13 protein-coding genes and 1 rRNA gene are annotated in these 15,667 nt (G+C 70.1%); 8 read left to right on the top strand and 6 right to left on the bottom strand.

Going from position 1 to position 15,667, the window contains the following annotated elements; genetic code table 11:
* Positions 1 to 53: 53 nt before the first annotated feature.
* The 3 genes from J5V16_RS23990 to J5V16_RS23980 form a co-directional block, all read right to left on the bottom strand.
* The gene (locus J5V16_RS23990) at positions 54 to 995 is read right to left on the bottom strand and encodes a tRNA (adenine-N1)-methyltransferase (protein WP_307793058.1); all 942 of its coding nucleotides are present in this window, start codon (positions 993 to 995) and stop codon (positions 54 to 56) included.
* Between the two features lie 33 nt (positions 996 to 1,028).
* On the bottom strand, positions 1,029 to 2,135 hold the full coding sequence (locus J5V16_RS23985; RefSeq protein ID WP_208499902.1) for a M50 family metallopeptidase: 1,107 nt from the start codon (positions 2,133 to 2,135) through the stop codon (positions 1,029 to 1,031).
* Positions 2,136 to 2,213: 78 nt separating this feature from the next.
* Entirely contained in the window at positions 2,214 to 2,960 is a 747-nt protein-coding gene (locus tag J5V16_RS23980; protein ID WP_208499900.1) for a class I SAM-dependent methyltransferase, read from the bottom strand.
* Between the two features lie 79 nt (positions 2,961 to 3,039).
* Here J5V16_RS23980 and J5V16_RS23975 point away from each other — a divergent pair, with 79 nt between their 5' ends.
* The 7 genes from J5V16_RS23975 (at position 3,040) to J5V16_RS23945 (ending at position 13,068) form a co-directional block, all read left to right on the top strand.
* Positions 3,040 to 3,894, top strand: coding sequence for a RecB family exonuclease (locus J5V16_RS23975; RefSeq protein ID WP_208499899.1), 855 nt, complete (start codon positions 3,040 to 3,042; stop codon positions 3,892 to 3,894).
* Positions 3,895 to 3,959: 65 nt separating this feature from the next.
* Positions 3,960 to 5,195 (top strand): sensor histidine kinase, encoded by a 1,236-nt coding sequence (locus J5V16_RS25660; RefSeq protein ID WP_208499897.1) that lies wholly within the window; start codon positions 3,960 to 3,962, stop codon positions 5,193 to 5,195.
* Positions 5,192 to 5,869 (top strand): response regulator, encoded by a 678-nt coding sequence (locus J5V16_RS23965; RefSeq protein ID WP_208499895.1) that lies wholly within the window; start codon positions 5,192 to 5,194, stop codon positions 5,867 to 5,869. The genes J5V16_RS25660 and J5V16_RS23965 overlap by 4 nt, the downstream gene beginning before the upstream one ends.
* A 288-nt stretch (positions 5,870 to 6,157) precedes the next feature.
* Positions 6,158 to 6,934 (top strand): ABC transporter ATP-binding protein, encoded by a 777-nt coding sequence (locus tag J5V16_RS23960; RefSeq protein ID WP_208499893.1) that lies wholly within the window; start codon positions 6,158 to 6,160, stop codon positions 6,932 to 6,934.
* Between the two features lie 2 nt (positions 6,935 to 6,936).
* The gene (locus J5V16_RS23955) at positions 6,937 to 9,489 is read left to right on the top strand and encodes an ABC transporter permease (RefSeq protein WP_208499891.1); all 2,553 of its coding nucleotides are present in this window, start codon (positions 6,937 to 6,939) and stop codon (positions 9,487 to 9,489) included.
* Between the two features lie 227 nt (positions 9,490 to 9,716).
* Complete coding sequence (locus J5V16_RS23950; RefSeq protein ID WP_208499888.1) at positions 9,717 to 10,517, top strand: ABC transporter ATP-binding protein; 801 nt, start codon at positions 9,717 to 9,719, stop codon at positions 10,515 to 10,517.
* 4 nt (positions 10,518 to 10,521) lie between these two features.
* Positions 10,522 to 13,068, top strand: coding sequence for an ABC transporter permease (locus tag J5V16_RS23945; RefSeq protein ID WP_208499886.1), 2,547 nt, complete (start codon positions 10,522 to 10,524; stop codon positions 13,066 to 13,068).
* 67 nt (positions 13,069 to 13,135) lie between these two features.
* Here J5V16_RS23945 and J5V16_RS23940 read toward each other — a convergent pair whose 3' ends face one another.
* On the bottom strand, positions 13,136 to 14,560 hold the full coding sequence (locus J5V16_RS23940; RefSeq protein WP_208499884.1) for a sugar porter family MFS transporter: 1,425 nt from the start codon (positions 14,558 to 14,560) through the stop codon (positions 13,136 to 13,138).
* 141 nt (positions 14,561 to 14,701) lie between these two features.
* Positions 14,702 to 15,226 (bottom strand): carboxymuconolactone decarboxylase family protein, encoded by a 525-nt coding sequence (locus J5V16_RS23935; protein WP_208499882.1) that lies wholly within the window; start codon positions 15,224 to 15,226, stop codon positions 14,702 to 14,704.
* A 109-nt stretch (positions 15,227 to 15,335) separates the two neighbouring features.
* On the opposite strand from J5V16_RS23935, the gene J5V16_RS23930 reads away from it, so the two are divergent.
* Complete coding sequence (locus J5V16_RS23930; RefSeq protein WP_208499880.1) at positions 15,336 to 15,485, top strand: hypothetical protein; 150 nt, start codon at positions 15,336 to 15,338, stop codon at positions 15,483 to 15,485.
* A gap of 58 nt (positions 15,486 to 15,543) precedes the next feature.
* Here the strand turns inward: J5V16_RS23930 and rrf are convergent.
* Positions 15,544 to 15,660 (bottom strand): 5S ribosomal RNA (gene rrf / locus J5V16_RS23925).
* Positions 15,661 to 15,667: the final 7 nt, after the last annotated feature.

The following is a 15,667-nucleotide window of genomic DNA, read 5'->3' as shown; positions in this document are numbered from 1 at the left end:
CCCGTTTCAGCACTTGCAGAGTCGTGAATCCGACTCATACTGTGACCTGATCGTTACGAAGCGGCGGTGTCGTCTCCGGCGGCGCCGTCGTCCTCAGTGGCCCGGAGCGCTTCGGCGGCGCGCGCCTCGGCCTCGGCGGCGATCCGCTCCTTGCGCTCGCGCAGCGCCTGCTGTCCCTTGGAGGGCTTGAGCTTCCGCGCGGGGGCCACCGTCCCGGGCGCGAGTTTGCGGGCGGTGATGAGGAACGCGGTGTGGGCGATCATGCGGTGGTCGGGGCGCACCGCCAGGCCCTCGAGGTGCCAGCCGCGGATGAGCGACTCCCACGCGGCCGGCTCGGTGAAGGTCTTGCGCTCGCGCAGCGCCTCCACGAGCTCCGACATCTGCGTGGTGGTCGCGACGTACCCGACGAAGACCCCGCCGGGCCGAAGGATGCGCTCCACAGTGTCCAGCACCTCCCACGGGGAGAGCATGTCGAGCACGACCCGGTCGACCGGCTCGAGGTCGGCCTCGGCCACGTCCCCCACCGTCAGCGTCCAGTGCTCGGGCACCTCGCCGTAGTAGCCGCGGACGTTCTCCTCGGCGATCTTCGCGAAGTCCTCGCGCAGCTCCCACGAGTACACCCGCCCGGTCGGGCCGGTGGCCCGCAGCAGCCAGTTCGTCAGCGCGCCCGACCCCGCCCCGGCCTCCACGACCCGCGAACCGGGGTAGATGTCGCCGAACGTGAGGATCTGCGCGATGTCCTTGGGGTAGATGACCTGCGCGCCGCGCTTCATCGACAGGCCGTAGTCCGGCAGGAGCGGGCGCAGCGCCAGGTAGGCGGTGCCGCCCTCCGTGGTGACGGTGACGCCGTCGGGCTTGCCGATGAGGTCGTCGTGGAAGAGCCTGCCCCGGTGGGTGTGGAACGCGCCGCCCTCCGCGAGGGTGATCGTGGCCATGCGGCCCTTCGCGTCGGTCAGCTGGACGCGGTCGCCCGGCCCCAGCAGGTCAGATGCCACTTCGATGTACTCCTTCGATAGGTCCGGAGCATCTTAACGGAGGGCCTTGACCACGTCGGCGGTGTAGAGCAGCCCTGTCAGGCGGCCCTCATCGACCACGAAGAAACGCTCCGCGCCGCTCCGGCCGATCACGTCCACCAGCGCCTGGCCCTTGAGCTCGGCCTTGATGCCCGGGACCTGGTCGGTGGTGCGCAGCAGGCCCGCGAGGGGCATCGAGTCGACCTGGCCGGCCGGGACCGCGTCCGCGGCGGCGCGGTCGAGGACCCCGACGGGCTTGACGTCGACCGCGACGACCTCGCGGCCCTCGGCGGCGCGCAGCGCCTCCCCCAGGGTCGCCGTGGTCGGCACGAGGACGATCGGGCGGGCCAGCACGGCGGCGTCGAGGGCTTTGACGCGCGGGCCCATGCGGGCGGCGCGGATGGCGCTGGTGGCACCGCGCCAAAGTTCGAAGGCCACGAAGATGAGGAGGATGAGGCCGAACGCGGAGAACCAGTCCGAGGCGTACAGCCACAGGCCGGCGGCGATGGTGGCGACGGCGACGACGCGTCCGGCCCAGCCGGCGACGCGGAATCCGGTCCAGCGGTCGCCGGTGGCGGCCCAGATGCCGGCCTGGAGGGCTTTGCCGCCGTCGAGGGGCAGGCCCGGGAGGAGGTTGTAGACGGCGACGAGGAGGTTGGCGACGCAGATCTGGAAGGCGAACTGCCAGACGAGGGAGCCGGGGGCGGTGAGGAAGAGTCCGGCGAGGCCGATGCCGCCGAGGGCGGCGGAGACGGCGGGTCCGGCGAGCGCGATGGCGGCGGCGGTGCCGGGCCGGGGTGCTTCGCGGTCCATCTCGGTGAACCCGCCGAGGGCGTCGAGGTTGATCTGGCGGACGCCGATGCCGGCGCGGAGGCTGACGAGGGCGTGGCCGAGTTCGTGGAGGAAGACCGAGACGAGGAGGGTGACGGCGAAGAGGGCGGCGACGATGAGGGCGGCGCCGGTGCTCAGGCCGGGGACGGAGCGCTGCACGATCGGGGCGTAGACGATCACGACCACGGCGGCGAGGAGGAGCCAGGTGTAGCCGAGGGTGACGGGGATGCCCTTGAAGCGGACGAGGGTGAATCCGGATCGGCGGAAGGCCAGCGCGTTTGCAGTCGACATCGGCGGCAATGCTACGCGCCCGCCCGCGCGGTCGGCGTCGTGAACCACGTGGGCGGGCGTGCTTGAGAGGATTCCGATCTAGGCGGGGCGGACCTTGAAGGCGTAGGTCTTGTAGGGCATGGCGAACGCGTCTTTGCCCCTGAGATCGGGGTGGGTGGTGACGACGTCGTCGACGACGTCGAGGATGTGCCGCTTCCGGGCGTCGTCGGCGACGAGGTAGTAGGAACGGGACTGGACGAGGCGGAGGAGTCCGGCGCGGTCGAGGGGCATCTCGTGGCGGAAGACGCGGTGCTCGGGTGCGGCGAAGCCGGGGCCGAAGTAGCCGGGTTCGGTGGCGGCGACGGCGTCGAGTTCGCCTTGGGCGTTGCCGATGGCCTCGGTGAGGGCGGCGACCCACCCGGTGGCGTTGTCGCGGACGTTCCAGATGGGGGCGAGGAGGCCGCCGGGGCGCAGGACGCGGCGGATCTCGGGGAGGGCGCGTTTGCGGTCGAACCAGTGGAAGGCCTGGCCGGCGGTGACGATGTCGGCGCTGGCGTCGGGGAGGGGGAGGGCTTCGGCGGGGCCTTCGTGGGCGGCGTGGACGCCGGGGCTGGCGGCGGTGAGTTTGGCGAGCATCCGGGGGTCGGGTTCGACGGCGGTGACGCGGTGGCCGAGGGCGATGAGGCCGCGGGTGAGGAGGCCGGTGCCGGCGCCGAGGTCGACGATGTCCTTCGGTTCGTCCCCGGTCTGCCAGCGGAGGGCTTCGGCGGGGTAGGTGGGGCGGACGGAGTCGTAGAGGTCGGCGGCGGGGCCGAAGGAGCGGGCGGCGTTCTCGTCGATGGTCATACAGTAAACAGTACACGCGTTATGTTTAGTTGGCGGGACGCGTGCGGGGGATGTCGGCGCCCCGTCCTATGCTCGGGGCATGTCAGCGACCCGTCCGACCCAGCTCTCCCCTTCGCGCGCCGGGGATTTCAAGCAGTGCCCGCTGCTGTACCGGTTCCGGGCGGTGGACCGGCTGCCGGAGCCGCCGTCGAAGGCGCAGGTGCAGGGCACGCTCGTGCACTCCGTGCTCGAGCGCCTCTACGAGCTGGACGCGGGCCGGCGCACCCCGCGGCAGGCGCTGGCGATGATCGAGCCGGAGTGGGCGAAGCTGCAGACCTCGGGCGAGTACGCGGAGCTGTTCGAGGGGCTCGACGACGAGTCGGCGTGGCTGCGGAACGTGCGGCGCCTGGTCGAGACGTACTTCGCGATGGAGGACCCGCAGCGGCTCCAGCCGCACCGCACCGAGTGCCTGGTGACGACGACGCTCGACGACGGCACCTCGCTCAAGGGGTTCATCGACCGGGCCGACGTCAACCCCGAGGGGCTGGTGCGGCTCGTGGACTACAAGACCGGGAAGCGCCCGCCGGACCGCTTCGCGGACAAGGCGCTGTTCCAGATGAAGTTCTACGCCCTGGCGTGGTGGCGGACGCGGGGGACGGTGCCGACCCTGCTGCGGCTCATGTACCTCGGGGACGGGCAGATGCTCGACTACTCCCCCACGCAGCGCGAGCTGGAGGGGTTCGAGAAGACCGTCAAGGCATTGTGGGCGGTCATGCGCGAGGCCATCGCCACCGGCGACTTCCGGCCGCAGAAGTCGAAGCTGTGCGGCTGGTGCGCGCACCAGTCGCTGTGCCCGGAGTTCGGCGGCGAGCCGCCCGCGTACCCACTGCCGACGGTCCTCCCGGGCCTGGCGATGCCGGTGGCGGCGCCGCCCCTGGAGACGCCTCCTACCTGAGGCGTAGTCGCGGATCATTCTCGCGTTCGATGAAACGGGCGTCATGGGCGGATACGGTGTAGAGCGTGCATGCCGCCTCCACTTTCACACGCCTGCGGTGCCGGCTCCATCAGCGGCCGCTCCTCGCCGACGCGCTCCTGGCGGTCGCCTCCGCCGGCGGGTACCTGGGCTTCTACGCGGTCTCGGCGGCCGTATCCGATGCGGTGACGCTCACCTGGGGCCAGGCCGGGCTCATGGCGATCCCGTTCGCGTCGATCGCCTTGCGGCGCACCTGGTTGTGGGGCGGCATCGTCCTGTCGCTGCTCGTCATGGCCGCCGCGTTCTTCATCGGCCCGCTCGAGGGCATGGCGATGGACTCGGGGATCGGCATGTTCATCCTGACCTACACCGCCGCCGCCTACCGGCCCCTGCCCCGGGCGCTGGTGGCCGCCGCCGCGATCTGGGTGCCGGTGGCGCTGTTCATCCAGTCGGCCGCGTTCAGAGGCGGCGACCACGTGACCAGCCTGCTGCTGACGATGCTCAACTGCGCGCTGGCGGCGACCGTGTTCTGGATCGGCTGGGTCATCCGCAACCGCCGGGAGCACGTCGTCGAGCTCTCCGACCGGGCCCGGTTCGCCGAGGAGCGGCAGGAGGCGCTGGCGGCGCAGGCGGTCGCCGACGAGCAGCGTCGCATCGCCCGGGAGCTGCACGACGTGGTGGCGCACCACATCTCGGTCATCGGCGTCATGTCCGAAGGGGCCAAGCGGGTCCTGCGGACGGACCCGGAAGCGGCCGAGGAGGCGCTGACCACGGTGAACCAGACCGCGCGCACCGCACTGCGGGAGATGCGGGACATCCTGACCGTGCTGCGCCAGGGCCGGGACGAAGCCGGCGCCGCCGACCTCGAACCGCAGCCTACAGTGGACTCGCTGCGGGCGCTCGTGGCGCAGACCAAGGACGCCGGCCTGCCGGTGCGCTACACCGTCCGCGGCGAGGAGTACCCGCTGCCGACCGGCGTGAGCCTGGCGGTCTACCGCATCGTCCAGGAGGCGCTGACGAACACCATCAAGCACGCCGGGCCACAGGCCCGGGCCGGCGTCGTCGTCGACTACGGCGAGGCCGAGTTCCGGATCTCCGTAGGCGACTCGGGGCACGGCGCCCCCGTCGTCTCGGGCTTCTCCGGCGGCCACGGCCTCATCGGCATGCGCGAGCGCGCCACGCTGTACGGCGGCACGCTCGAAGCCGGGCCCCGGCCCGGCGGCGGCTACCTCGTCGAGGCCCGCTTCCCCAAGAACGCCCACCTCCAGGGAGTCGCACGTTGAACGACCGGCCGATCCGCCTCCTGCTGGCCGACGACCAGCAGCTGCTGCGCGCGGGATTCAAGATGGTCCTCGGCGCGGAGACCGACATCGACATCGTCGCCGAGGCCGGCGACGGCGTCGAGGCCTTCGACCTCACCCGGCGGCTGGTCCCCGACGTCGTCCTCATGGACATCCGCATGCCCCGCCGCGACGGCGTGGCGGCGACGGCCGACATCGTGCAGGCCAACCTGCCCAGCCGCGTCCTGGTGCTGACCACTTTCGACCTCGACGAGTACGTCGTCGGGGCGCTGCGCGCCGGCGCCGCCGGCTTCCTCACCAAGGACGCGCCCGCCGCCGACCTGGTCGAGGCCATCCGCACCGTCCACCGCGGCGGCGCGGTCGTCGCCCCGCACATCCTCTCGACCCTCCTGGGCCGCTTCGCCGAGCACCGCGGGGGCGACGGCGACGCCCATCCCGCCATCGTGGACGCCCTGACCGCCCGCGAGCGCGAAGTGCTGCTGCTCTTGGCGAAAGGGCTCACCAACGCCGAGATCGCCGAGACGCTCACCGTCGGCGAGACCACCGTCAAGACCCACGTCGGCCACCTGCTCACCAAGCTCGGCGTCCGCGACCGCGTCCAGGCCGTCGTCCTCGCCTACGAAAGCGGCCTGGTCAAGCCCGGCGGCACCGGCTGAACCCCTGACGAACGTCATACCCCGGTACCGCCGTCTACGCCGTGAGGCGGAGACGAAGACCGTTCTCGAAGCGGATGCGCGCGCCCCGGCCGTCCAATATCGTCGGTACATGACCCAGCGCACTACGACGCCGAATGACATCATGTATGATGTCACAATCAGGCGCGTCGACGTCATTCGTCCGATGTCGGCCTGACGCAACGACTTCGCGAGCGACGTCTCGCGGACCAGGAAACCCAACACCGAATCCCTCGGCACACCGACACCTTCACCGAAAGCGAGAGCGTCGTGTCCACCGCATCCCCCGTCAGGACCACCGCCGTATCAGCCGAAGGCCTCTGGAAGGCCTACGGGCAAGGCGAAGCCCAGGTCGTCGCCCTCCGCGACGTCTCCGTCCAGTTCGAATCCGGCGCGTTCACCGCCATCATGGGCCCCTCGGGCTCGGGCAAGTCCACCCTCATGCACTGCCTCGCCGGACTCGACACCACCGACCGCGGCACCGTCTACATCGGCGACACCACCGTCACGGGCCTGAACGACAAGGCCCTCACCAAACTGCGCCGCGACAAGATCGGCTTCATCTTCCAGCAGTTCAACCTGCTGCCGACCCTCACGGCCGAAGAGAACATCACCCTGCCCGCGGCCATCGCCGGGGCCAAGGCGGACCCGGCCTGGATCAACCAGATCATCAAGACCCTCGACCTCGCCGACCGCCTCTCCCACAAGCCCACCCAGCTCTCCGGCGGCCAGCAGCAGCGCGTCGCCTGCGCCCGCGCGCTCGCCTCGCGGCCCGAAGTGGTCTTCGCCGACGAGCCCACCGGCAACCTCGACACCCGCTCGGGCGCCGAAGTGCTCCGCTTCCTGCGCACCAGCGTCGACGACTTCGGGCAGACCATCGTCATGGTCACCCACGACCCGTCCGCCGCCGCCTACGCCGACCGCGTGGTCTTCCTCGCCGACGGCCAGATCGTCGAGGACATGTCCGAACCCACCGCCGACAAGGTCATCGACAAGATGAAGCACTTCGAAGAGCTCGTCGCCGCCGCCCAGGGAGAGACCGCCTAGCCATGCTGCGCGCCACCCTCAAGGGCATGGCGAGCCGCAAAGCCCGCCTCGTCCTCACCAGCCTCGCCGTCGTCCTCGGCACGATGTTCGTCGCCGCCGCGATGGTCCTCACCGCCACGATGGAGAAGTCCGTCTCCGGCGTCATCGCCGACGCCTACACCGGCGTCGACGCCGTCGTCACCCGCGACGCCGAAGGCGGCGGCATGGGCGGCCCCGGCAACCCCGCCGCCATGGCCATCCCCGCCGCCACCCTCGAGCAGGTCCGGGCCACCGCAGGCGTCGACCGCGCCGACGGTGCCGTCGAAGGCCAGGTCAAAGCCCTCGGCGACGACGGCAAGCTCGTCGGCACCTTCGCGCCCACCATCGGCCTCAACTGGGCCTCCGGCGAAGGCCAGGGCGACTACATCGAACTGCGCGACGGCCGCGGCCCCGAAGCCGACGGCGAAGTCGCCGTCTCGGCCAAGTTCGCCGCCGACTCCGGCTTCACCGTCGGCGACACCGTCACCGTCTACTCCGACACGGTCAACCTCGAAGACGCCGTCGCCTACGAGATCGTCGGCGTCTACGGCCTCTCCGGCGACCGCGACTCGCTCGCCGGCGAAACCCAGATCGCCTTCAACACCGCCGACGCCCAGCGTCTCATGACCGGCGGCGAAGACGTCTACACCTCCGTGTACGTCTACGGCGACGAGGTCGACACCGACGCCATCGCCAGCGCGGTCGGCAGCGGCTTCAAAGTCCAGACCGGCGAAGAGGCCTCCGAGGCCGCCGCGCAGGGCTTCGCCGTCGTCTCCGACTTCATGGGCTACATCTTCCTCGGCTTCGGCCTGGTCGCCGTGTTCGTGTCGATCTTCCTGATCATCAACACCTTCACGATCATCGTCGCCCAGCGCCAGCGCGAACTCGCGCTGCTGCGCGCCATCGGCGCCGGACGCGGCCAAGTGGTCCGCTCGGTCCTCACCGAAGCGCTCCTCATCGGCACCGCCGCCTCGGTCATCGGCCTCGGGCTCGGCCTGCTCCTCGGCTGGGGCCTGTCCGAAGTGGTCAGCGCGACCATGATGGGCGGCCTGCCGGTGCGGCTGCTCATCCCCGCGACCACGCTCTGGGCGCTGGCCGTCGGCATCGGCGTCACCGTCCTGTCGGCGCTCCTGCCCGCGGTCAAGGCCTCCAGCGTCCCGCCGGTGGCCGCGATGCGCGACGCGGTCAATCCGCCGAAGCCGTTGCGGGGCATCACCATCGCTGGAGCGATCGTGTTCGCCGTCGGCGCGGGGCTGCTCGCGCTCGGGCTCACGGACAATCTCGGCGACGAGGAGCTCACCGGGATCCTCGTGGGCGTCGGCATCGCGTTCGTGGGCGTCACCATGCTCACGCCCATCCTGTCGCGTCCGCTCGTGGCGCTGCTCGGCGCGGTCATGTCGTGGACGTTCTCGGGCCGGCTCGGCAAGCTCAACGCCGGTCGCAACCCGCGGCGCACCGCGATCACCGCGTCGGCGCTCATGATCGCCGTCGCGCTCATCACCGGCATCGCCACACTCGTCTCGAGCATCAAGTCGACCACCTCCGAGGCGCTCGACCTGAACCTGAACTCGGACCTCATCGTCTCGGGGGCGCAGGGCGGGGCGAGCATCCCGTCGTTCTCGCCCGAGCGGGTCGAGGAGATCCGGGCCCTGCCCGAGGTCGACGAAGTCGGCGACGTGTACGCGGACTTCTTCAACACCCAGGTCAACGGCGAAGAAGCCGCGCTGTCGTCCAGTTCGGACCTGCAGGCGGCGCTCGCGGTCTTCGGCGGCACCGTCGCCGACGGCTCGGTCGAGAACCTCGCGCCCGACGCGGTCGTGGTCGACGAGGGCACCGCGGAGGACCGGGGCGTGGCCGTGGGCGACACGGTCGACGTGACGTTCTCCGACGGCACGACCGAGACGCTGCGGATCGCCGCGGTCCTCGATGGCTACGACCTCACCAACGGCTGGTGGGTCGCGCCCGAGCAGGTCGAGCACTTCATGATCAAGAAGCCGATGCAGGCGTACATCCAGGTCGCCGAGGGCGCCGACGTGGCCGCGGTCAAGGACGAGGTCGACGCGATCCTCAAGGCCGAGCCCGAGGTCGGCGTCACCAACAACGCCGAGTTCGTCGAGCAGCAGACCGGCGGCCTCGACACGATCCTCGCGGCCGTGCAGATCCTGCTCGCGCTGGCGATGATCATCGCGGTCATCGGCGTGGTGAACACGCTGGTCCTGTCGGTCCTGGAGCGCACCCGCGAGCTCGGGCTGCTGCGGGCGGTCGGCATGACCCGCGGGCAGGTGCGGCGCATGATCACCGTCGAGAGCGTCATCATCTGCGTGTTCGGCGCGGTCCTGGGCATCGTGGTCGGCATCGGCCTGGGCTGGACCGTGCAGCAGGCGCTCGAGGAGGAGGGCCTGACCAACTTCGCCCTTCCGTGGGGCCTGATCGTCACCTACCTGGTCGCGGCCGTGGCCGTGGGCCTGCTCGCGGCGATCGCGCCGGCGGCGCGCGCGGCGAAGCTCAACGTGCTGGGCGCCATCGCCTACGAATAGCTCTCTACCGGAAACCAGGTGAGGGGCGGCGTTGTCAGGCGCCGCCCCTCCCGTCTGCCCTGAAGGCCGAGTCGCGGGTCCGCCGCGGCTCGGCCTTTCGGCCGAGGCGGGCCCGGGGGCTCCTGCTCGGGGAGGACGGAACTCCGGCCCGCGGACCGAAGCACCCGGGAGCGCCGCTCAATAGCCTTGTGGCAAAAGGAAAGACACCCGATCAGAAAGGCGCTTCCGTGCCACTCAGCACTCCCCACGCCCCCCAGAGCCTCGAGCGCACGCAGACCCGCGCCGCCGTCACCGCGGCCGGCCTGTGGCGCGCGTACGGCACCGGCGAGGCCCAGGTCGTGGCCCTGCGAGACGTGTCCGTGTCGTTCGCCTCCGGCCAGTTCACCGCCATCATGGGCCCCTCGGGCTCGGGCAAGTCCACCCTCATGCACTGCCTCGCCGGGCTCGACACCACCGACCGCGGCAGCGTCCACATCGGCGGCACGGTCATCACGGGTCTGAACGACAAGGCCCTCACGAAACTGCGCCGCGACAAGATCGGCTTCATCTTCCAGCAGTTCAACCTACTGCCGACGCTGACGGCCGAGGAGAACATCCTGCTCCCGGCCTCGATCGCGGGGGCGAAGGCCGACCCGGCGTGGATCAGCCAGATCATCCGCACGCTCGACCTCCAGGAGCGCTTGTCGCACAAGCCGACCGAGCTCTCCGGCGGCCAGCAGCAGCGCGTCGCCTGCGCCCGCGCGCTCGCCTCGCGGCCCGAAGTGGTCTTCGCCGACGAGCCCACCGGCAACCTCGACACCCGCTCCAGCGGCGAGGTCCTGCGGTTCCTGCGCAAGTCCGTCGACGACTTCGGGCAGACCATCGTCATGGTCACCCACGACCCGTCGGCGGCCGCGTACGCCGACCGCGTCGTGTTCCTCGCCGACGGCCAGATCGTCCGCGACCTCGACCGGCCCACCGCCGACGCGGTCATCGACACCATGCGCGGCTTCGAGAACCGCGTGCCCCTCGCCGGAGAGGCCGCCTGACCCGATGCTCCGCGCCACGCTCAAGGGCATGGCGGCCCGCAAAGCCCGCCTCGCCCTGACCAGCATCGCCATCGTGCTCGGCTCGGCGTTCATCGCCGCCGCGCTGGTCCTCACCGCCTCCATCCAGACCACCGTCGACGACCTGAACGGCGAGTCCTACGCGGGCGCCGACGTGCTCGTCCGCCCCCTTGAACCCGAGACCCGCGGCGACCGCCTCGTCCGCGAAGGCGTCACCGGCGAGACCCTGGCCGCCATCGAGGCCGCCGAAGGCGTCGGCGAGGTCACCACGACCGTGTCCTGGATGGTCAACGCCATCGGCGACAACGGCAAGATCGTCGGCGGCCTCTCCCCCACGATCGCTACCAACTGGGGCGACGAGTCCACCGACCGCGAACTGCGCGAAGGCCGCGCACCCGAGACGGACGGCGAGGTCGCCGTCTCGGCCAAGTTCGCCGCCGACTCCGGCTACACCGTCGGCGACACCGTCACCGCCTACTCGGAGTCCGTCCAGAACACCGAGTACGCGATCGTCGGCGTCTACGGCTACCCGGGCGGCCGCGACTCCATCGGCGGCACCACCGAACTCGCGTTCACCACACCCGAAGCGCAGCGACTGGTCTTCGGCGGCGAGGACGCCTACTCGATGGTGGCCGTCGACGCCGCCGAAGGCGTCAGCACGAGCGAGCTGCTCGCGTCCCTCGAATCCGTGGTCGGCGCCGAATCCGAGGCGCTCACCTGGGAGGCCTACAACGCCGAGGTCAACGCCGAGACCGCCGAGGCCACGGGTCTCATCGGGAAGTTCCTCCTCGGCTTCGGCCTCGTCGCCGTGTTCGTCTCGGTCTTCCTCATCGCCAACACCTTCTCCATCGTCATCGCCGGACGCCTCAAGGAGATCGCGATGATGCGCGCCATCGGCGCGGGCAGGGGCCAGGTCATCCGCTCGGTCCTCGCCGAAGCGCTGCTGCTGGGCACCGTCGCCGGCGTCATCGGCACCGCCGTGGGCATCGCGGGCGGCGGCGTGCTGACCTCCGTGGTGGCCAACATGATCCTCGACGCCGGCCAGTCGAGCCTGACGGTCCCGCCCACGGCCGTGCTCACCGCACTCGCCGTCGGCATCGGCGTCACCGTCCTGTCGGCCCTGGTCCCGGCCGTACGGGCCTCGAAGATCCCGCCAGTCGAAGCGATGCGCGAAGCCGTCAAGGCCGACAAGCCCATCACGGCCCTCACCGTCACCGGCGGCACCGTCACCGCCGCCGGCGTCGGCGCACTGGCCTTGGGCCTCAGCGAAAGCCTCGGCGGCGACACCGCCGACCTGACCGCCGCCGCCGTCGGCGCCGGACTCGTCTTCGTTGGCCTCACCCTCCTCACCGCCTGGCTCTCCAAGCCGCTCGTCAACGCACTCGGCCTGCTGTGGGCGTGGAGCTTCGCCGGCCGGCTCGGCCGTCGCAATGCCGGCCGCAACCCGCGGCGCACTGCGGTCACCGCCGCGGCGCTCATGATCGGCGTGACCCTCGTGACCGCCACCGCGACCCTGCTCACCAGTGTCAAAGCGAGCATCAGCCACTACTTCGAGGACAACGTCAAGGCCGAGCTGTTCGTATCCGGCCCGATCACCGCCGCCGTCGCGCCGACCTTCGACCCGGCGCTCATGGACGAGATCCGCGCCGTCGACGGCGTCGAGTCCGCCGTCGAGCTGTACTACGACCCCAGCGACATCAACGGCACCGAGCAGCGCGTCTACGCCACCAGCGACCTGGAGGCCGGCATCGCGCTCTACGGCGGCGCATTCCTCGAAGGCGAGACGACCGAACTCGCCGACGACGAGATCGCCGTCAACGCGACCGCGGCCGAAACACTCGGCGTCGGCCTCGGCGACACCGTCACAGCGACCTTCAGCCGCGGCGACGCACCGCACGAGTTCACGATCGCCGCGATCCTCGAGGACAACGAGAGCACCGACGGCTGGTACCTCGCCACGGCCCACACCGACGAGTTCTACACGACCAGGCCGACCTCGGCCCTGGTCGACGTGGCCGACGACGCCGAGATCGAGGCCGTCGCCGACGACGTGGACGCCATCCTCGCCGACGAACCGGCGGTGAGCGTCCAGAACCACGAGGAATACGCGGCGCAGACCACCGTGCTCTACGACTTCGCGATCCTCGCGATCCAGCTGCTGCTCGGCCTGGCGATGATCGTGGCCGTCATCGGCGTGGTCAACACGCTGATCCTGTCGGTCCTCGAACGCACCCGGGAGCTCGGGATGCTCCGCGCGATCGGCCTGACCCGCGGCCAGACCACGCGCATGGTCACCGTCGAGAGCGTCACCATCGCCCTCTTCGGCGCGGTCCTCGGCATCGGCACGGGCCTCGGCCTGGGCTGGGCGCTCCAGGTCGCGCTGGCCGACACCGGCGTCGACGTCTTCGCGGTCCCGGTCGGCCTGGTCTTCGGCTACCTCGCCGCGGCCGTCCTCGTCGGACTCCTCGCCGCCATCGCCCCCGCGGTACGGGCCTCGAAGGTCAACATCCTCAGCGCCATCTCGTACGAATAGCTCTGCACCACAGGGAAACCGATGAGGGCCGCCCCCGGTGGGGGCGGCCCTCGCCGTATGCACTCCGCTAGTCGGCCGTGCGGACAGCGCCCCCTCCGAGGGCCTCCATGTCCTCCAGCTCGACGCCCTTCGTCTCCTTGATCATCTTGGCGACGAAGAAGAACGAGATCAGCGCAAACGCCGCGTAGAGGCCGTACGCCAGGAACAGGCCGGTCTGCGCGAGCTCGGGGAACGTGACCGTGATGAGCCAGTTGCTGATCCACTGCGCGGCCGCGGCCACACCGAGCGCCGAGGCGCGGATCCGGTTGGGGAACATTTCCCCCAGCAGCACCCACACGACCGGGCCCCACGTGAACGCGAATCCGAACACGAACACGTTCGCCGCGATCAGGGCGACGACGCCCTGCACGTCGCCGAGGATCGGGTTGTTCTCCGCGTCGACGTCGGCCGTAGCGAAGATGACCGCCATCGTGCCGAGCGCGATGAACATGGTCATCGAACCCCACATCAGCAGCTTCTTGCGGCCCACCCGGTCCACCAGGTAGATCGCGAGAATCGTGCCGGCGATGTTCACGATCGAGTTGATGACGCTCGTAAGGAACGCGTCGTTCTCGCTGAACCCGACCGTCTGCCAAAGCGACGTCGAGTAGTAGAAGATGACGTTGATGCCCACGAACTGCTGGAACATCGACAGGAAGATGCCGACCCACACGATCGGCAGCAGGCCCGCACGCGGGCCGCGCACGTCCGAGATCCGCGGCGGCCGGTCGCTGTGCAGCGACTGCTGGATCTCCACGATCTTCGTGTCGACGTCCCCACCGACGTACTTCGCGAGGATCGTCTTGGCCTTGTCCAGCTCCTGCTTCGCCACGAGGTACCGCGGCGACTCGGGGATCTGCAGCGAGCACATGAAGTACACGAACGCCGGCACGGACGCCGCAGCGAACATCCACCGCCACGCCGTCCCGCCCCACGGAACCTCGCCGCTCGCCCCGCCCGCCGACGCCTGGATCGCGTAGTTCACCAGCAGCGCACCGAAAATGCCGAGCACGATCGCGAACTGCTGCAGCGACCCCAGTCGCCCGCGCAGATGCGCCGGCGCGATCTCGGCGATGTACGCGGGCGCGATGACGCTCGCCGCACCGATCGCCAGGCCGCCGCACACGCGCCAGATCGTCAAATCCAACGGCCCCGTCGCCAGGGCGCTCCCCAGCGAGGTGATGAAGAAGACGACCGCCGCGATCATCATGACCCGTGGCCGCCCAAGCTTGTTCGCCAACGAGCCCGCAAACCAGGCGCCGACCGCGCAGCCGAGGAGCGCCGACGACACGACCACACCGGTCTCGACCGAGCCGATCCCCCACTGGACCTCGAGCGCGCCGGTCGTTCCGTTGATCACGGCCGTGTCGTACCCGAACAGGAACCCGCCGAGCGCAGCAGCAATGGAAACGAACACCGCCGACGCGGTGCCCCCCTGGGGCTCACCGCGCATCAGACCCTCATCGTCCGCCGCCATCACTCACTCCCGCTGCCGACTGGAAACCCGTACCACACGTTCCGAAATCCTAAGCCGCATATCACCCGAAGATCACAAATCCCCGCAATCAGTCGACTTACCCGGCGGAAGCCGCGATCAATCGGAAACTCCCTCGTCGATCTCTACATCCAAGGCCCGGAGCATCCGCGCGAGAGCGATGTACGTCGCGCCGGTGACCGTGAGCTCCGCCTGCTCGGCCGGACCGAAACAAACGTCGAGCGCCGCATCGTCTCGAGCCGCGCCGGCCCCCAAATGCTCGGCGTACGCGAGCACCGCCCGCTGCGGCGCACTGAAGCAGTCCGCCTCACGCCAGCGTTCGAGCGCCGCCAATTGCTCCGAATCCAGCCCCGCCTCCGCGGCCATCGGCAGGTGGTGCGCCAGCTCGTACGCCGAGCCCTCGAGCTGCGCGATCCGGCAGATCATCAACTCCCGCAGCCCTCGCGACACCTCGGCGTCGCACCGCAGCGCATGAATGAGGTCAAGCACCGGCGCCAGCAGCGCCGGCGCGTGCGCGAGTGCCCGGTGCAGGTTGATCGGGTCCCGCCCCACGGCCGCCAGGCGCCGCGAGGCCGACGCCGGCAGCGCTGTGCCAGGAAGACGCGAAACTGAAGATCTGTCCATCACTGTGACCTAACTAACTTGTGACGCCTACTACGTCTGATCCAGCGATGTGGGACAATACCTGAAGGGCATGTACCCCGACCGACGAGCCTGCAACGGAGGAGGCCACGTGAGCACATTTTTCAGCGTCGTAGGCGCGATCGGCATCGCGATCGCCCTGGTGACCGTCTCGCTACTGACATTCCTGGTGACAGGGGCGATCTTCGGAATCGGAGTTGGCATAGCGAAAGTGAGAGACGCGCTCTCGACTTCTTCCTAAATCAGCGCATACGAAAAGGCCCCCACCGGATGGTGGGGGCCTTCCCTCTAGAATAAATGTTTGGCGGTGTCCTGCTCTCCCACACCCTCTCGAGTGCAGTACCATCGGCGCTGGAAGCCGTAACGACCGGGTTCGGAATGGGACCGGGTGTGTCACTTCCGCTCTCACCACCAAACAAACCA

Origin of the sequence: Glycomyces niveus (assembly GCF_017592475.1) — a bacterium.
In the GTDB taxonomy this organism is placed as follows: Bacteria; Actinomycetota; Actinomycetes; order Mycobacteriales; family Micromonosporaceae; genus Glycomyces; species Glycomyces niveus.
Note: the sequence above shows the minus strand (reverse complement) of the source record. Positions and strands in the feature narration are given on the sequence as shown.